This window comes from Arthrobacter sp. 05T444 (genome assembly GCF_056395905.1).
Genome location: NZ_JBFTKK010000004.1, coordinates 15,152 through 31,326, shown reverse-complemented (window position 1 = coordinate 31,326; position 16,175 = coordinate 15,152). Strand labels below are relative to the sequence as shown.

At 64.6% G+C, this 16,175-nt stretch carries 13 protein-coding genes and 1 pseudogene; 4 read left to right on the top strand and 10 right to left on the bottom strand.

The features are described from left to right. Positions 1-65: 65 nt before the first annotated feature. The 9 genes and pseudogenes from AC1DD3_RS05360 to AC1DD3_RS05320 all read right to left on the bottom strand — a co-directional run bounded on the left by AC1DD3_RS05360 (position 66) and on the right by AC1DD3_RS05320 (position 10,842). Entirely contained in the window at positions 66-704 is a 639-nt protein-coding gene (locus AC1DD3_RS05360; protein ID WP_230119863.1) for a transmembrane-type terpene cyclase, read from the bottom strand. A gap of 8 nt (positions 705-712) precedes the next feature. Further along, positions 713-2,029 carry an ATP-binding protein gene (locus AC1DD3_RS05355; RefSeq protein WP_230119862.1) on the bottom strand — a complete coding sequence of 439 codons (1,317 nt, stop codon included), beginning with the start codon at positions 2,027-2,029 and terminating at the stop codon, positions 713-715. A 126-nt stretch (positions 2,030-2,155) separates the two neighbouring features. Next, on the bottom strand, positions 2,156-2,644 hold the full coding sequence (locus AC1DD3_RS05350) for a universal stress protein (RefSeq protein WP_354962169.1): 489 nt from the start codon (positions 2,642-2,644) through the stop codon (positions 2,156-2,158). A gap of 37 nt (positions 2,645-2,681) precedes the next feature. Further along, positions 2,682-4,049 (bottom strand): MBL fold metallo-hydrolase, encoded by a 1,368-nt coding sequence (locus AC1DD3_RS05345; protein ID WP_476881139.1) that lies wholly within the window; start codon positions 4,047-4,049, stop codon positions 2,682-2,684. A 137-nt stretch (positions 4,050-4,186) separates the two neighbouring features. Beyond that, positions 4,187-5,563 (bottom strand): FAD-binding oxidoreductase, encoded by a 1,377-nt coding sequence (locus AC1DD3_RS05340; protein ID WP_230119860.1) that lies wholly within the window; start codon positions 5,561-5,563, stop codon positions 4,187-4,189. Positions 5,564-5,838: 275 nt separating this feature from the next. Beyond that, a pseudogene (locus AC1DD3_RS05335) lies at positions 5,839-7,174 on the bottom strand (amino acid permease). A gap of 117 nt (positions 7,175-7,291) precedes the next feature. Continuing rightward, a complete protein-coding gene (locus AC1DD3_RS05330) occupies positions 7,292-8,236 on the bottom strand; it encodes a glutaminase (protein WP_476881138.1) in 945 nt (314 codons plus the stop codon). Then, positions 8,233-9,831, bottom strand: coding sequence for a PucR family transcriptional regulator (locus AC1DD3_RS05325; protein ID WP_476881137.1), 1,599 nt, complete (start codon positions 9,829-9,831; stop codon positions 8,233-8,235). The genes AC1DD3_RS05330 and AC1DD3_RS05325 overlap by 4 nt, the downstream gene beginning before the upstream one ends. A gap of 198 nt (positions 9,832-10,029) precedes the next feature. Then, positions 10,030-10,842, bottom strand: a complete 813-nt coding sequence (locus AC1DD3_RS05320) for a DeoR/GlpR family DNA-binding transcription regulator (protein ID WP_230118512.1) — start codon at positions 10,840-10,842, stop codon at positions 10,030-10,032. A 91-nt stretch (positions 10,843-10,933) separates the two neighbouring features. Between AC1DD3_RS05320 and AC1DD3_RS05315 the strand changes: the two genes are divergently transcribed. The 3 genes from AC1DD3_RS05315 to AC1DD3_RS05305 all read left to right on the top strand — a co-directional run bounded on the left by AC1DD3_RS05315 (position 10,934) and on the right by AC1DD3_RS05305 (position 13,588). Beyond that, entirely contained in the window at positions 10,934-11,581 is a 648-nt protein-coding gene (locus AC1DD3_RS05315) for a bifunctional 4-hydroxy-2-oxoglutarate aldolase/2-dehydro-3-deoxy-phosphogluconate aldolase (protein WP_230118514.1), read from the top strand. A gap of 78 nt (positions 11,582-11,659) precedes the next feature. Beyond that, on the top strand, positions 11,660-12,955 hold the full coding sequence (locus AC1DD3_RS05310; protein ID WP_230118516.1) for an MFS transporter: 1,296 nt from the start codon (positions 11,660-11,662) through the stop codon (positions 12,953-12,955). 45 nt (positions 12,956-13,000) lie between these two features. Beyond that, positions 13,001-13,588, top strand: a complete 588-nt coding sequence (locus AC1DD3_RS05305) for a P-loop nucleotide/nucleoside kinase family protein (RefSeq protein ID WP_230118518.1) — start codon at positions 13,001-13,003, stop codon at positions 13,586-13,588. Positions 13,589-13,759: 171 nt separating this feature from the next. Here AC1DD3_RS05305 and AC1DD3_RS05300 read toward each other — a convergent pair whose 3' ends face one another. Further along, complete coding sequence (locus AC1DD3_RS05300; RefSeq protein ID WP_230118522.1) at positions 13,760-14,518, bottom strand: FadR/GntR family transcriptional regulator; 759 nt, start codon at positions 14,516-14,518, stop codon at positions 13,760-13,762. A gap of 213 nt (positions 14,519-14,731) precedes the next feature. Between AC1DD3_RS05300 and AC1DD3_RS05295 the strand changes: the two genes are divergently transcribed. After that, entirely contained in the window at positions 14,732-16,096 is a 1,365-nt protein-coding gene (locus AC1DD3_RS05295; protein ID WP_476881136.1) for an MFS transporter, read from the top strand. The last annotated feature ends 79 nt before the right edge of the window (positions 16,097-16,175 follow it).

The window sequence follows — 16,175 nt, the reverse complement described above, 5'->3', positions numbered from 1 at the left end:
GACATGGCTCAAAGAGCACGCCAGGGACGCCAGCCGCTCCAGACAAGCCCGGCCGCGCCGGACAATCAGGAGGGCTGAAGGGCGGCAGCGGGCCCGAACCGGACTCCGGCGCGCCAGAGCAGGCCGATGTAGACGAGGTCGAAGACGCTGCAGAGGGCCCCGACACCGAGGACCAGGGGTGAATTCCCAAACCAGCCGAAGACGATGGTGGGCGCCAGCGTCCCGATCCACTTGGCCACGGCGATCAGCAGGGACTGGGCCCTTGGCCCGCCCCGGGAAACGAACATGGCGATGAACAGCCCGGACATCAGGAGGTTCTGGAGGAAGGCGGCGTAGCGGGCGGCGTCCTCCCAGCCGAATTCGACAACGAAGAGCCACTGCACGGCGAATGACGCGATGCCGAGCAGTACGGTCCATCCGACAAAGAGCTTTTGCGAAACCCAGGGCGGCAGTTCGGACCTGCCAAACTTGAAGAAGGTGTACAGGATCAGGACGTCGGCCAGGCCCCAGACGATGTTGAAGACGCCTTGCGCGGTGATTCCTGTGGCCACGGAATGCGACGCATGGATGACTTCCCAGGCGAAGTTCAGCCCCAGCGCCGCTGCCGGAATGGCATAGCTCCGGTCCCTGAACCCGATCCGGATGGCGTCAACGTAGACCACGGTCCAGGCCAGCCCGCTCAGGATCGTCAGGAACAGGATCACTTCGCCCCCTACACCCGGCCCAGGGCGTCTATGTCCTCAAGGAACAGCTCGTGGACCTCCTGGCTCACCGTGGTGCGCGTCTCGCCAATCGCGTCCAGGTAGTCCTCCGTAGCCGGCCCCTTCCGGACGGCCTCGCGGACGGAAACGGTGCCCCCGGACGCCAGCCCGCCGTCGTCGTACACTGCTTTTTCCAGGGCACGCTGGGAGGCGCTGCGGGCCGCGTACTCGATGTCCGCGGGGGAGAAGCCTTCGGTGCGGTCCACGAGGAGTTCCACGTCCACGTCGTCCACCACAGCGGCGGGAATGAAGCGCTGCCACATGGCTTCGCGGGCCTGGCGGTCCGGCAGGCCGATCGGGATCACGTAGTCGAACCGGCCGTGGCGCAGGAACGCGGTGTCCAGGGCGCGGATGAAGTTGGTGGCGCAGACCAGCAGGCGGCCGGGCTGTTCGCGGAAGGCCGGGATGATCTTGAGAAGCTCGTTGGTGACACCCTGCAGCGGCGACGGCGGCTCACCCGAACGCTGGGAGGCGATCTCCTCCACCTCGTCGATGAACACCACGGCGTGCTCCAGCTCGGCGATCTCCAGGAACGTCTCGCGCAGCGCGCCGGCGAGGCCTTTGGGATCGGACGCCAGCCGGGAGGGGAACACTTCCACGAACGGCCACTCCAACCGGGAGGCGATCGCCTTCGCAAAGGTCGTTTTGCCGGTGCCCGGCGGGCCGAAAAGCACGACGGCGCGCGGCGGGACCACGCCGTATTCATCGGCGAGGTCGGCCTCGGCCAGGGGGAGGACCAGACGCCGCTCCAGCAGTTCCTTCTCGCGCCGCATGCCGGCCACGTTCTCCCACAGGTCCCGGGCCAGGACGCGTCCGCCGAGCAGGCTGAGCGGCTCGAGCTCCTGGCGCTGGACGGGAATGGTCCGTTCGAAGTAGCGCAGGTTCTTCTTAAGCACGAACCCCCGGCTCAGGAACGCCTCCACCCGCGTTTCGGATTCGGGCATGAGGGCGGACAGCTTGTTCAGCCCGTGCGGCGCCATGCGGTTTTCGACGGCGGCCAGCAGCGAGGTGCCGATCCCGCGGCCGCGGTACTCGGGCAGCGTGGCCAGGAAGACGATCCAGCCCTGGTCGTGCGCGGCGCGTCCGACTGCGGCGCCCACCACCTGGTCGCCCTGCACTGCCACGACGGCGTGGTCTTTTTCGCAGGACGCAAGCACCTCGGAGAGCGCGTAGACGGGTTCGACGTTGGTGGCCTTGAGCGATTCCCAGAGATGCAGGATGCCGTCCAGGTCCGCTGAATGGAAATCCCTGATCCGCCAGTTGGTCATGAGGTGTCTCCCGTGTGGTTCGTCGCTGAGCCAGGTTGAGCTTGTCTGCTGAGCATATGCGAACCGGCCCCGCAGGAGGTTGCGGCGGCGTTGCGTTACGGCGACGCGGCTGAGCAGGCCGTAGGACTAGGCCTTTGTCTCGCCCTTTCCCTTGGAACCCTTCCAGAGATGGTGGGTGCGGTGGCCGCGCTCGGAATGCACCACCAGGACCGGGCAGTCAGCGTGCGAAACACAGGCTGAACTGACTGATCCCAGGTGCATGCCCATGAAACCGCCATGGCCGCGCCGTCCAACCACCATCATGCGCGCGCCTGTGCCTGCCTCCACCAGTTTTTCCGCCGCCGGGCCGCGAATCAGGTCCTGGCTCAGGCCGTCAGGGGCGTTCGCCCCGAAGGCCTTGTCGAGAGCTTCCTGCAGGGTCTTGGCGGCAGCCGCCTCGAACGCGGCGAAGTCCGGCGGCACATAGCCGGCGTACATTTGCGGGAAATCCCAGCACGCTACTGCGTGCACCCGGGCGTCCAGTGCAGGGGCAAGCCGGGCTGCGAGGCGCAGCGCCTCTATCGAGGAGTCCGAGCCGTCGACGCCGACGACTACTTGGCCTTCTGTATCCATCATTGTTCTCCTTTGAAAAGTGGATCCTTGACTGTGCGCGTCAGTGCGGCGAGGGCTTGTGCAGCGCTACACCCGCCGGCCCGGCATCGCGGAACCGGGCGTCGATCTGCACCACGTCCCGCCCGGCCCTCTGCAGCAGGCTGGCCGCTACGCCGGCGCGGTATCCCGTGGCGCAGTGCACCCAGATTTTCCCGGCCGGAAGCTCGCCGAGCCGTGCCAGCAGCTCATGCAGCGGCACGTTCACCGCCCCAGCGAGGTGCGACGCGGCGAACTCGTCCGTGCGCCGCACGTCCAGCACCGGTTCATTGGCGGGCTTTTCATGCACGACGGCGGCCCAGCCGGCCCGCGGGTAGGAGGCCACGGGGGCGCCGGGAGCAAGCGCGTCCGGCTCGGTGCCGACGGCGGCGTCCGGGCCGTCGATGCCGATCCGCGAGAGGTCGCGGACGGCGTTTTTCAGATCGTCCCGGCTGCCGACGAGCGTCAGCTTCTCACCCCAGGGCAGGACCCAGCCAAGATACGAACTGAAGCTCGACCCGGACCCGTATTCGAAGCTGACGCTACCCCGCAGGTGGCTGCTGGCGAAGGCCATGCGGCGGCGGAGGTCCACTACCCATTCGCCGTTCGACAGCCGTGCGGCCAGCTCACCGGCATCCATAGGTTCCGGCAGGCTCAGGTCCGCAGGCCCGGGGCCCGTCAGGTTGATTGGTGCCATGTGCGCGTAGTAGGACGGGAAGGCCGAGAGGCTGGCCATGAGTTCAGCGAGAAAGTGCTCCGGATCAGGGTCGGTCAGCGCATGGTTGGTGGCGAGCTGTTCGCCGATGGTCGAGGAGCCCGCGCCGGTGGAGGGTCCTGCCGAGCAGAACGATCCGAAGCCGTGCGTCGGGAACAGCCCGGCCCGGGGACCCGCTTCATCAGCCAGTCGGCGGACCGAGGCATACTGGTCGCGCGTCAGCCCGACGGTGTCTGCGGGGCCCAGCAGATCGGTCCGTCCCACCGAACCGTAGAGCAGGCTTCCCCCCGAGAACACAGCCTGTTCCCCCTCAGGGGTCGTGACGATGTAGGACAGGTGGGTGTGAGTGTGCCCGGGGGTGGCCACGGCACGGAGTGAGAGCCCGCCGATCTGCACGGTCTGGCCATCAGCAATCGGATCCCGTTCGAACGCCACCGAATCCTCTGCATTGACCAGGTATTTTGCGCCGTGGGCGCGGGCAAGAATCAGGCCGCCGGTGAGGTAGTCGTTGTGCACGTGGGTTTCGGCCACGTGGGTGATGCGCACGCCGGCCCTTCGAGCGGCGTCCTCGATGCGGTCGGTGTCGCGCTGGGCGTCGATCACCAGGGCCACGCTGCCGTCATGGATCAGGTAGCTGCGGTCCCCGAGCTGCGGGGTCTCGATGACGACAACGTCCATGAGCCGGTCCTTCGACATTCCCGGGCGGCGCCGGCCGGTCGCCCGCCGTGCCCCGGATGCCTCAATCGTAGGCCGATCGGCCGCAGAAGGCTTTTAAACCCCGCAGGTTCGGCGGACACGTGAGCCAGGGGCAGGAATCAGGCGGCCGGCTTGATGTTCTGGTTGACGTGGAACAGGTTGCCAGGATCGTACTTGGCCTTGACTTGGGCGAGCCGGGCATAGTTGCCCGCGTAATTTTCTTCGATATGTGGCTGGTCGTCGGCGTCAAGGAAGTTCACGTAGCCCGCGCCGGAACCGAGGGGGTGGAGCTCGGCATAGTAGTCGCGCACCCACTTGGTGTTCGCCACGTTGTCGGCGGGATCCTCCCACATCCCGGCGATGGCCACGGCGAAGTTGACGTCCCTGTATGGAAACGCGGTCTCGTCCTGCCCGACGCGGTGGACGGCGCCGTTAATGGGGTAGTAGTGGTTTGCGGTCTGAAGGCTTGGGATGCCTTCGCCAAATTTCTGCGCGACCCTGATGGCGTCATCACTCAGCCGGGCCAGGAACTCGGCCTTCCAGTAGGCCTGGAGGCCTTTCGGCAGCATGGGGTCGAAGAGCGTGTTCAGCACCGGATAGGGGATGGGCCCCACGAAGGAGCCGGCCACGGGTGCCACATCCAGGAACTGCTGCCACTGCCGCTCGCCCTCGCTGTGAGGGCCAGTCCAGCCGCCCACCAGCACCACCACTGGCTTCCCGTGGTACTCCTCGGGCAGGAACGGGACCGGCGGGCCCTGGTGGAACCCGAGGAACAGGCCCATTTCCTCGGGGGCAGTGGCGATGTAGTCCCGGTACAGCTGGGCGACGGCTTCGGCGTGCTCCAGCAGGTAAATGACCACGCCGCCGTAGACCACATCAACAGGATGCAGGTTGAACTCCAGGGAGGTCACTGCGCCGAAGTTGCCGGTGCCTCCGCGCAGGGCCCAGAAAAGGTCGTCGTTCTCGGTGGCGCTCGCGACCAGGAACTTCCCGTCCGCCGTGACCACGTCAGCGGACTTCAGGTTGTCGCAGGACAGCCCGTACTTTCTTGCGAGGTAACCGACGCCGCCGCCAAGCGTCAGCCCGGCGACGCCCGTCGAACCGATGATGCCACCGGTGGTGGCGAGCCCGAACGCGCCGGTGGCGTGGTTGAAGTCGGCCCACGTGGTACCGGCTTCGGCCCGGGCCGTGGCGCCGGCCGGATCCACGCGCACGCCACGGCAGTCCGCGAAATCGACCACCAGGCCGCCGTCGCAGGTGCCGAAGCCGGGAGCGCTGTGACCACCGCCGCGGAGTGCGAGGTCGAGGCCCTCGTCTCGGGCAAAATTCACTGCCGCCATGACATCCGCCACCTGCGAAACACGCAGTATGGCTGCCGGACGTTTGTCGATCATGCCGTTGTACACGGCCCGGGCGGCGTCATAATCTGCGTGGTCAGAAGTGATGACTTGGCCCCGCACTTTGTCCTGCAGGGCCTGGAACGAGCTGTTGTCCATGGTGAACTCCAATGCGCCCTGATCATGCTTGCATGATCAGGTCTGGGCGCGGCACTCGGCGGCCGTGCCTGACGACTAGTGTGCAGCCGGCGCAGTACGCGGATGGGTCCGCGGAGAGATCCGCAGATGGTGCATGTCTGCAGCGGCGGAGACCGGATGCACCGGAGCGCCGCGCCTGCCCTGGCGCTCGCCTGCCCCGGCGTGATTGCAAACGGTTGCCCGTCGGGCTGCCGGCGGGCGGGATGCCGGTGTCAGCACATCATTAGGCTGCCCGGCTAGTCGTAAGTTACGCCCGTCCGGTTGGCGATGACGGGGGACATGCCGGTGAAGCCGTCGCGGGCTTCGGCGATTTCGTGGATTTGTTTGCGGCAGGCGTACCAGCCGGCGACCATGAGGGCGCAGGCGACGAGGGTGACCAGGAGGGTGAGGGGGGAGTCGATGAAGACCATGATGAGGACGCCGAGGAGGAAGAGGAGGGAGAGGTAGCCGGTGTAGGGGGCGCCGARCATGCGGAAGGAGGGGCGTTTGAGCCAGCCTTTGTCGGCCCAGCGTTTGAGTTGCATCTGGCACAGGACGATGGTGGCCCAGGTGACGATGATGCCTACGGAGGCGACGTTCAGGACGATCTCGAAGGCTTGGGTGGGGACGAGGTAGTTCAGTGGGACGCCGAGGAGTGAGACGCCGGCGGTGATGGCGATGCCGCCGTAGGGGACGCCGGCTTTGTTCATGCGTTGGGCGAATTTCGGGGCGGAGCCGGCGACGGACATGGAGCGCAGGATCCGGCCGGTGGAGTAGAGGCCGGCGTTGAGTGAGGAGAGCGCGGCGGTGAGGACGACGAGGTTCATGATGACGTCCACGCCCTGGATGCCGATGGAGCCGAAGAACGTCACGAAGGGGCTGACGCCCTTCTGGTAGGAGGTGTAGGGCAGCAGGAGGGCGAGCAGGATGACGGAGCCGACGTAGAACACGGCGATGCGGAAGACCACGGAGTTGATGGCCTTGGGCATGATTTTTTCGGGGTTTTCGGTTTCGCCGGCTGCGGTGCCGACGAGTTCGATGGAGGCGTAGGCGAACAGGACGCCCTGCATCAGGATGATCATGGGCAGCAGGCCGTTGGGGAAGATGCCGCCGTTATCGGACAGGAGGCTGAAGCCGGTTTCCTGGCCGGGGACGGGGGTGCCGAAGATGACGAAGTAGGTGCCGACCAGGAGGAAGGCGACCAGGGCGGCGACCTTGATGATGGCGAACCAGAATTCCATTTCACCGAAGACCTTGACGGAGACGAGGTTCAGGGCGAGGACGACGATGAGGGCCATCAGGGCCCAGGCCCACTGTGGCACGTCGGCCATCCAGGGGATGTATTTGCCGAAGAAGTTCATGTAGAGGGCCGCGGCGGTGATGTCCACGAGGGCCGGCGGCGTTGAGCCGGCCGCCGGCGCCGAGGAACAGGCCGGTGCCGATGGCGCCGCCGATCGCGATCATCTGGATCTGCCGGGGCTTCAGGCTCTTGTGGTAGCCCTTGTCCTCCGCGTGGAGAAGCTTTTCGGTGGCGTGCGCGTGGCCGCCGTCGGCCTCGTGCAGACCAGCCGGGGCAGTGGGATTGTTGGACATTTGGTTCCTTTCGAGCTGTCGAGAATGGAAGGAAGGTTCCGGCGGGTAGGCGCGAAGAAGCCCACAGGCCTTAGCGGAAGAGACAAAATCAGGATCGAGACCGGAAATCAGGCCGAATCAGAAAACAGACCACCCAGTGCGGTCGGACAGGTCGGCGAGGGCAGCCGTTCCGGCCAGGGAATTGCCCTTGGAGTCCAGCCTGGGACTCCAGACGCAGATGCAGCACTCTCCGGGGACGATCGCCAGAATCCCGCCGCCCACGCCGCTTTTCCCCGGAAGGCCCACGCGGTAGGCAAACTCGCCGGCCGCGTCATACATGCCGCAGGTCAGCATGACGGAGCCGATGCGCTTCGCCTCGCTCCGGGAGACCACAGCTCCAAACGCTCCGCGTCCGCCCTGTGCGAGGAAGAGGCCGGCCTTCGCCATCTCCACGCAGGTCATCATGATGGAGCACTGTCTGACGTAGTTCGCCACAACTGCCTCGGCGGGCCGGCGCAGGTTTCCGAAATCCTTCAGAAAATGGGCGAGGGCCAGGTTGCGGCTGCTGTTGGAGAGCTCACTCCTGGCGGCGACCTCGTCGATGAAAGGACCCTTTCTTCCGCTCTGGTGACCCACCTGATCGGTGAGGAAGCGGAGGACCTCGCCTGCGGCGTCGGGGTATCGCCCCATCAGGTGGTCGGTCACCACGAGCGCGCCGGAGTTGATGAACGGGTTCCGGGGTATCCCGTGCTCCACCTCAAGCTGGACCAGAGAGTTGAACGACGTCCCCGACGGCTCACGGAGGACCCGGGACCATAGCGCCGCGGGGTCACCGGCGCTCAGCGCCATGGCCAGCGTGAAGACCTTCGAGATGCTCTGGATCGAGAAGGGAAGATCGGCGTCGCCGGCACTGAACACGTCCCCGGACACGGTGGCGACGGCAATCCCGAAACGGTCAAACGGCAGCGACGACAGGTGGGGGATATTTGCGGGAAGTGACCCTGCTTCACTGCGGGGCCGGTGGCGGCGGACAATTTCATCCAGTACCAGGCCAAGAGGCGGCGAATCGAGTGCTGTCATCATGGCTTGGCCACGTGCTCCTTATGTGTGCCGGCCCACTCCTGAATATGAAGGAGAGCGACCAATGAATGGCGGGGATCGCTGAAGTTCAGGCCGGTGACACGGCTGACTTTGCTGATTCTGTAATAGACAGTGTTCTTGTGGAGCTTCATCCGCTGTGCGCATTCGGCAACATCCAGCGACGCCTCGAAGTACGACCGAAGGGTTTCGGCGAGCTCGTGATCGCCGCGCAGGAGGGCCCAGAGACTGCGGTGGCGGAAGTCCGAGGCTGTGAAGTTTTCCACTGCTTCGCGGAAAAGGACCTCCACCTCAAATTCGTCCAGGGTGGCCACCGGGGCGTTCCCTGACCGCCGCATGCAGCCAAGCAATGCCTCCGTTTTGCGGGTCACGGAGTGAATCGACAGAAGATCGGGCGCGATTGGTCCGACTGCCGCGTACGGACTGATGCCCAGGTGCTTCCCGGCGTCCCTGACGATGGCCTCGGCAAGGCTCCGGAGCCCGGCTTCGGCGTTGGCGGACTGAAGTGCCGGGATGATCACGGCGGTGTCGCCGTTGAACTGTCCCACGATGGCTGACGGTTTATAGGCAGCCGCATGGATGGACGCGAGATTGGCCAGCTCCCCGTGCTTGAGAGCTGCATCGTCTGCCTGTGCTTCAGCGGCTGACATTCCTATCAGGATCAGGGCGGTTGGGTGGTCGGCGGGAATTTTCGCGCTGTGGGCGGTTGCCGCCGCTTCTGCAGCCCCCGAAAGGACGCGGGCAATCCGGTCCTCGCGCATGTGCACGGACTGCTGGTTGCGGTAGCGGATCAGCTCGGCTGACGCCCGGGCGGCTGATCCGGTCAGGACATAGTCAACGTCCGCTCCGAATCCTTCGCCGGTTTCCTGGAGCCAGATGTACCCCATAATGCGGTCGCCTGCGAACAGGCTGATGGCGACGCGCTCCCGCAGGCCGTCCTGGGGCCTGGCCGGGACCCTGACAGGAAGGCGAGTCCGATGCAGTTCCCGGTAGGCGCCAAGATCTTTGAGGAGGAGTTCGTATTTGCGCGGACCGCGGCGGGCCAGAATCGACGCCTTGCGCAGCTCGTCGATGTCGTTGGACACCGTCGAGTACGCCAGGACTTTGTTGGCGGCGTCCTCGATGACCACGTGGCTCGAGGTCAGGCGGGCCGTCGTCTGGGCGATGGCGAAGAGGTCTTCCTCCAGCAGGGTCAGCACTTCGCTCTGGTAGCTGGGTGGCTGGATCCGGTCCTTCGCGATGGACAGGAGCCGGTCCCAGTCCGCAGCCGGGTCCACCAGAAGGAGACCTGTTCCTGCCGCCCGGAGCAGTTCTTCAGCTTCGCCCAGGTCCTCGGGGCTGCCTTTGACGGCCAGCACGAGCGGAGGATTTTTCAGCAGGCGCCGCAGCGCCGGCAAAGCAGAGCGCCCGCGAACCCCGATCAGCAGGACGAACGCGCCCCTGCCTTCGGCTTTTTCGTCGTCGGCGTCGACGATGAGAAAGCGTTCGATTGGTGAATCGGCGCGGGAGGGCCGAAGAATGAGGCTAGCGAAACCCAGAGGGAGATCCGACAGGATGTCGTCCACTGTAGCTGCGGCCATGTGCTTCTTTCTGACATTGGCGTCCGTCCGGACGGCTCTGTCCGGACACCCAATGCTATCCAGAGCAATCCCCGGATAATATGGAAGCCAGCCTAAATCCAGCGGCACCTTATTGGTCTGCGTACCAACCCGGACCAGACGGCGGCAGTGCGCACCGCCGTCGTCCTCTGCTTCAGCGGGTCCGCCGTAGGCTCCGTTCTAGGCTGTCGCTTCCTTGCGCAGCGCCGCCACGTGCACGGAAACCCCCAGGTCGCGGATGTTCTCCTGCATCTCCCCTGGGAGCTGGTCGTCCGTTACCACGGCATCCAGCTTCTCAATGGGGGCCACGTTGAACTTAGACACGGTGCCGAACTTGGAGCTGTCGGCCAGCAGGAAGCACGACGACGACGCCTCCAGCGCGGCGAGCTTCACCTCCACCTTGTCCATGGACGGCGTGGTGACACCGCGGGACATGTTCCAGGTGCCGGTGCTGAGGAAGAAAAGGTCAATGTTGATGGACTTGATGGCCTCAGCCGCGATGCGGCCACAGCTGGACGCGCTGGACGGATCCACCACGCCGCCGGTGTGGATCGTCTCGATGTTCGGATAGGCGAACAGGCTCGTCACCACGTAGAAGTCATTGGTGACCACCGTGACGTTCTTCCGCCCGCCAATGTAGGGGACCACGGACTGGCATGTGGTGCCCGCATCCAGGAACACCACCATGTCGTCCTCCACGAACTGCGCAGCGAGTTCTGCGATTGCCTGCTTGCGCGGGAGTTCCAGCTGTGCCCTGAATTCGCGCTCCCGGGGCGGCTCCTGGCTGGTCCATTCCGCCAGGCGCACGCCGCCCTGAACGGAGACCACCTGGCCCAGATCTTCCAAGGCGGTGATGTCCCGCCGGACTGTCATGTGGGAGACGTTCATGTAGTCCGTGAGGCTGCGGATGCTCAGGACGCCTTCGCGCCGGAGCAGACGGAGGATCTCCTGGTAGCGCTGCTCGGGGATCAATGGCCGTGCTGTGGGACTCACGCGGAACTCCTTCGGGACGTCGTTGAAACTATCTTAACAAGTTTTCACATGCTGTTCGGATTTGTGAATATTTGGGGTAATCTCTTAATTGATGTTAAACAAATTTGAAGTCCTAGAGACCATTGTCCGAACCGGCGCCCTGCTGATCGCCAGGCTGGATTCGGCCGACGAGGCCTACCGGGTTGCCGAGGCCGCCATCGACGGCGGCATCCGCGCCGTCGAGATCCCGCTGACCGTTCCCGGTGCGCTTGGCGTCATAGAACGCCTCGCCGATAAGTACGGCGACCAGGGAATTGTTGTGGGAGCCGGCACCGTGCTCGACGCCGAAGCAGCCTATGCTTCGGTTTCGGCAGGGGCGCGGCTGCTCGTCAGCCCGCAGCTGAATCCCAAGATGATCGCCACTGCCAACCGGTACCAGGCGGTCACCGCCAGCGGCGCGTTCACCCCCACCGAGGTGCTCAACACGCTCGAGGCCGGGGCGGACATCGTCAAGCTGTTCCCCGCCGAACTCGGCGGCCCGGCCTACGTGAAAACAATTCTGGCGCCCCTCCCGCAGGCTCCAATCATGCCGTCCGGAGGAGTGACGCCTGAGAATGTCGGCGCGTGGTTCGCGGCGGGCGTGACAGCTGTCGGCGTCGGAAGCTTTGTCACCAAAGCAGCCCAGAACGACGGCGACTACGGGCTTGTCGCCCGCGCTGCGCGAACGTTCCTCACAGCAATCAGTGACGCCCGGGGCTAACGCCGGGCAACCAACCCCAAAACCGACAGAAACTGCCGCCCGGCACCCTGTCAACCAGAACACAAAGGAGTGAGCTGCATGAGCCAAGCTTCAGCAGAAACCGAATCGCCCGAGGCGAAGCCGCTGAAGAGCGTGAAGATCAGGTGGTACCTGATCGCGCTGCTCGTCGTCGGCGGGATCATCAACTACCTGGACCGCAACAACCTCAGCATCGCCAACACCACCATCGCCAAGGAATTCGGGCTCAACACCCTGCAGATGGGTCTGTTGCTGTCCGCGTTCTCCTGGCCGTACGCCATCGCGAACCTTCCCGCCGGCTACCTGGTGGACAAGTTTGGGCCCAAGCGGATGTTCGCCTGGGCAGCAGGGCTCTGGTCCGTTGTGTCCATGCTGTCGTCGCTGGCTAACTCCTTCGGCTTCCTCTACGCTGCACGCGTTGCACTGGGCATTTCCGAATCCCCGTTCTTCACCTCGGGGCTCAAAGTGGCCGACAAATGGTTCAACAAGACCGAGCGCGCGCTTCCCGTGTCAATCGTTAACACCGGCTCACAGATTGCCAACGCGATTGCGCCGCCGCTGCTGACCTTCCTCATGCTCACCATGAGCTGGCGGGGCATGTTTGTTGTCATCGGGTCCCTCGGCGTCGTCATTGCGCTCGTCTGGCTCCGGATCTACCGCGACCCCACGATGAAGGAACAGTTCATCATCAAGGGTCAGGAGTTCGAGGATGAGCAAAAGCCCAAGGAGAAGCAGGCCGGCTGGGGTGAACTCCTCAAACAGAAGAACACCTGGTTCATGGTCCTGGGCGCGTTCGGCATTTTCTACACGGTATGGGTCTACCTCACCTGGCTGCCGAGCTACCTTCAGACGGCTCGCGGCTTCAGCTTGAGCCAGATCGGGTGGCTAGCCGGTCTGCCCTTCCTCTGCGGCATCATCGGTGTCCTGGCCGGCGGCATTCTCTCCGGAAAGCTGATCAAACGCGGCATCCCCGCCATCACGGCCCGGAAGATTCCTATTGTGGGAGGCGCGCTGCTGGCGGCTGCGGCCGTCCTGCCGGTGGCCTATGTGGAGAACACGGCTCTGGCGATTGTGCTGCTCTCCGTGGGCTACTTCGCGGCCCAGGTTCCCATTGGCGTGCTGTGGACTCTGGCAGCGGACATCGCTGAATCCAACCAGGTGGCCTCGCTGGGCGCGATCCAAAACTTCGGCGGATTCCTCGGTGCAGCTGTGGCGCCGATCGTCACGGGCTACATCCTGAACGAGACCGGCGGCAACTACACGCTGGTGTTCCTCATCGGTGGCGCGCTGCTGATCGTCGGAGCACTGTCATACGGCATATTCGTCAAAGACCGCCGCGCCGTCACCCGGGTCTAGCCCCGGCAATGATCACGGTTCCCAGGTTCAAGGAAGAACAGGCAGTTGAAAACCACCACCCCCAAAGTGTTCTTTGTGATCGGCCCGGCTGGCTCCGGAAAGTCCAGTGTCAGCCGGCTCATTGCCCAGCGGTACGGGGCGGCGTACATAGACAAGGACACTGCCACCATCCGTTTCACCGAGTTGCTGCTGACACTCAACAACTCGGACCCCAACGAACGGGACAATAACGAGTTCTACCAGAACGTCATCATGCCCCTTGAGTATGAGTCCATCCTGGACCTTACGCGGGACAACCTCATGGCCGGCAACTCGGTGGTCCTGGACGCGCCCTTCGGGAAGTTCTTTGCAGACAAGGACTACCTGTCCAAGGTCCGGGTACGCCACAACTGGCCCGCGGCGGACCTGGTGGTGGTGAATGTCAGGCTCGCCGGTGAAGCACTCCGCCAGCGGCTGATACACAGGGGCTACCCGAGGGACGAATGGAAGCTGGCCAACTGGGAAACCTTCTGGGCCGGGGCGCAGGCCAACTCCTGCCAATGGCAGGATGCCCGCCAGGTTGACTTCGACAACAGCGCCGCCGCTGCCGACATCACCGCCTTCGCTGCGGCAGTGTCTTCAGGCCAGAGCTAGCGGCGCTCGCGGCTTACCTCGCTGGCGGCGCCTTGCCGCGGATGGCACACTACGGACGACGGCGGGACTTGCCCGCCGTCGTCTGTGTTGCTCGATCACTTGATGAGGCTCCTGCGAGCTCAGACGTCAGTTGGACGCCCCAAGGTAGCCCGCCTTGGCGGTAGGGGTGAGCTACTCTCCGGTCTCAGCCCGGTCGGCGTCGTAGCCGGCCAAAAGACGCTTGGCCGCGGTATCCATATGGGAGCGCATGGTTGCCGTGACGGCGGCCTCATCCCGGGACTGCAGCGCGCGGAAGATCGCGGTGTGCTCGGCCAAAGCCGCGGCCGCGTGCCCTTCGTCAGTCAGGGCGCGGTCCACCCAGATGCGCAGCAGCGAACGGATGCTTTGGAGGAGCTCCTCAAGGACCTGGTTGCCCGAACTGGTCGCAATCTCGCGGTGGAAGGCGGCGTCCGCTTCAACAAAAGCCCGCAGGTCCTCCAGGTTGTGCTCCATAGTGTCCAGATTGGCCTGCATGCGGTCCAGTGCTTCATCGGTGATCCGCTGTGACGCGAGCTGAACGGCCTGGACTTCGAGTCCACTGCGAAGCTCCACCAGTTCGCGCGTCCGTGGAGCGCCCAGCATCAGACCCCAGCTGAGGGTGCGGGGGAGCAGCTCGGAGACGCCGTCGCGGAGGTAGGTTCCGGAACCTGGCCGGACAATGACGATTCCCAGGATCTCGAGAGCCGCAAGGGCCTCGCGGACTGCAGAGCGGCCCACGCCGAGAGAAGCTGCCAGGGTTCGTTCTGCCGGGAGCCGCGTACCGGGGGCGATCTCACCGCTGGTGAAATGTGCCAGCAGGCGTTCAGCGACCTCGGACACTACCGAGCCCTGCTCCATGGAACCTAGCGCGGCACTGATTTTTGCCGTCGAGGCGGCGGAGTTTGCGGACACAGTCAAAGCGTAGCAACCAGGCGTGACCGCAAAGGCCAAGAACAAGCGAAAACCACAACACGTCAACCGGTTGACCAATTCTCAAAATAGCTCTATGGTTTTAATCACTCGCCTAGTCGGATACCGGCCAGCTTCCCGCAACTAGGCATTGAGACACATCCCAACGGCATCCAGTGCAGGAAGCTGCCGGGAGACCAACATCTAGGAGTCAATGTGGACACCACCCAATCAGTGGTCGAAAGATCTGCAATCAGAAAAGTGGCGATCCGGCTGGTGCCGTTTGTCGCCCTCATGTTCTTCATCAACTATCTGGACCGCACGGCCATCTCCTTCGCCGGTCCCAACGGCATGAACACGGATCTGGCCCTTTCAGCCGCGCAGTTCGGTTTCGCCTCCGGCGTCTTCTTCATCGGCTACATCCTGCTGGAGATCCCCAGCAACCTGGCCCTTCACAAGTTCGGTGCCCGCCGCTGGCTCGCCCGCATCATGGTCAGCTGGGGCATCGTCTCCCTGCTCTTCACCTGGGTGGGCGGCGTCGAGCACCTCTACATCCTCCGCTTCATTCTTGGCGTTGCCGAGGCCGGGTTCTTCCCCGGCGCCATCCTCTTCCTCAGCCTCTGGGTTCCCTCCCGGCACCGCAGCAAGATTCTGGCCCTCTTCTACCTGGCCCAGCCGCTGACCACGGTTATCGGCGCCCCGCTTGCCGGCCTCCTTATCCAGCAGCACGGCCTCTTCGGCCTCGCCGGCTGGCGCGTCATGTTCTTTGGTGTCGCCATCCCCGCCATTATCATCGGCGTCATCGCCTGGTTCTACCTGGCCGATTCCCCGGCCAAGGCCAAGTGGCTGACCCAGGACGAGAAGACCTGGCTCACCGGCGCCCTGCAGAAGGAAAAGAAGGAAACCGCCGCCAGCAACAAGCACGTCAGCGTCCGCACTGTCTTCGGCAACGGCCGGGTCTGGATGCTCGCCGCTATCTACTTCGGCTTCATCTACGGCCTGTACGCCCTCGGTTTCTTCCTGCCCACCATCATCGCCGGCTTCGAAGGCCTCTACGGCACTAAGTTCGACGTGCTCCAGAAGGGCCTCATCACCGCGATCCCGTACCTGCCGGCCGCGGCTGCCCTCTACTTCTGGTCCAAGGACGCCACCAAGCGCGGCGTCAGGACCTGGCACATCGCGCTTCCCGCCCTTATCGGCGGGCTGAGCATCCCGCTGGCGCTGTTCGCCGGTTCACCCGCCGCCACCATCGCCGTCATCACCATCACGGCGATGTCCATCTTCGCGGCACTGCCCAACTTCTGGACCGTGCCCACCCAGTTCCTGACCGGCGCCGCAGCCGCGGCAGGCATCGCCCTCATCAACACCGTGGGCAACCTGGCGGGCTTCAGTGCCGGCTACATCACGGGCTGGCTCAAGGACTGGACCGGCGGCTACACGGTACCGATGTTCGTGGTGGGCGGCTTCATGCTCCTCTCCGCGATCCTGATGTTGGTGCTGAGCCGCTCCGGCAAGGTCAGCGACGGAATCCCGGCCGAGGCCCTGGACCCTGCGGGAGCCGGACACCACGCCGAGCCGTAAGCACGCCGTAATCGCAATTATTCAACTAACCGGTGGTCGAGCCTGTCGAGACCGATTTCGACAGGCTCAATCACCGGGG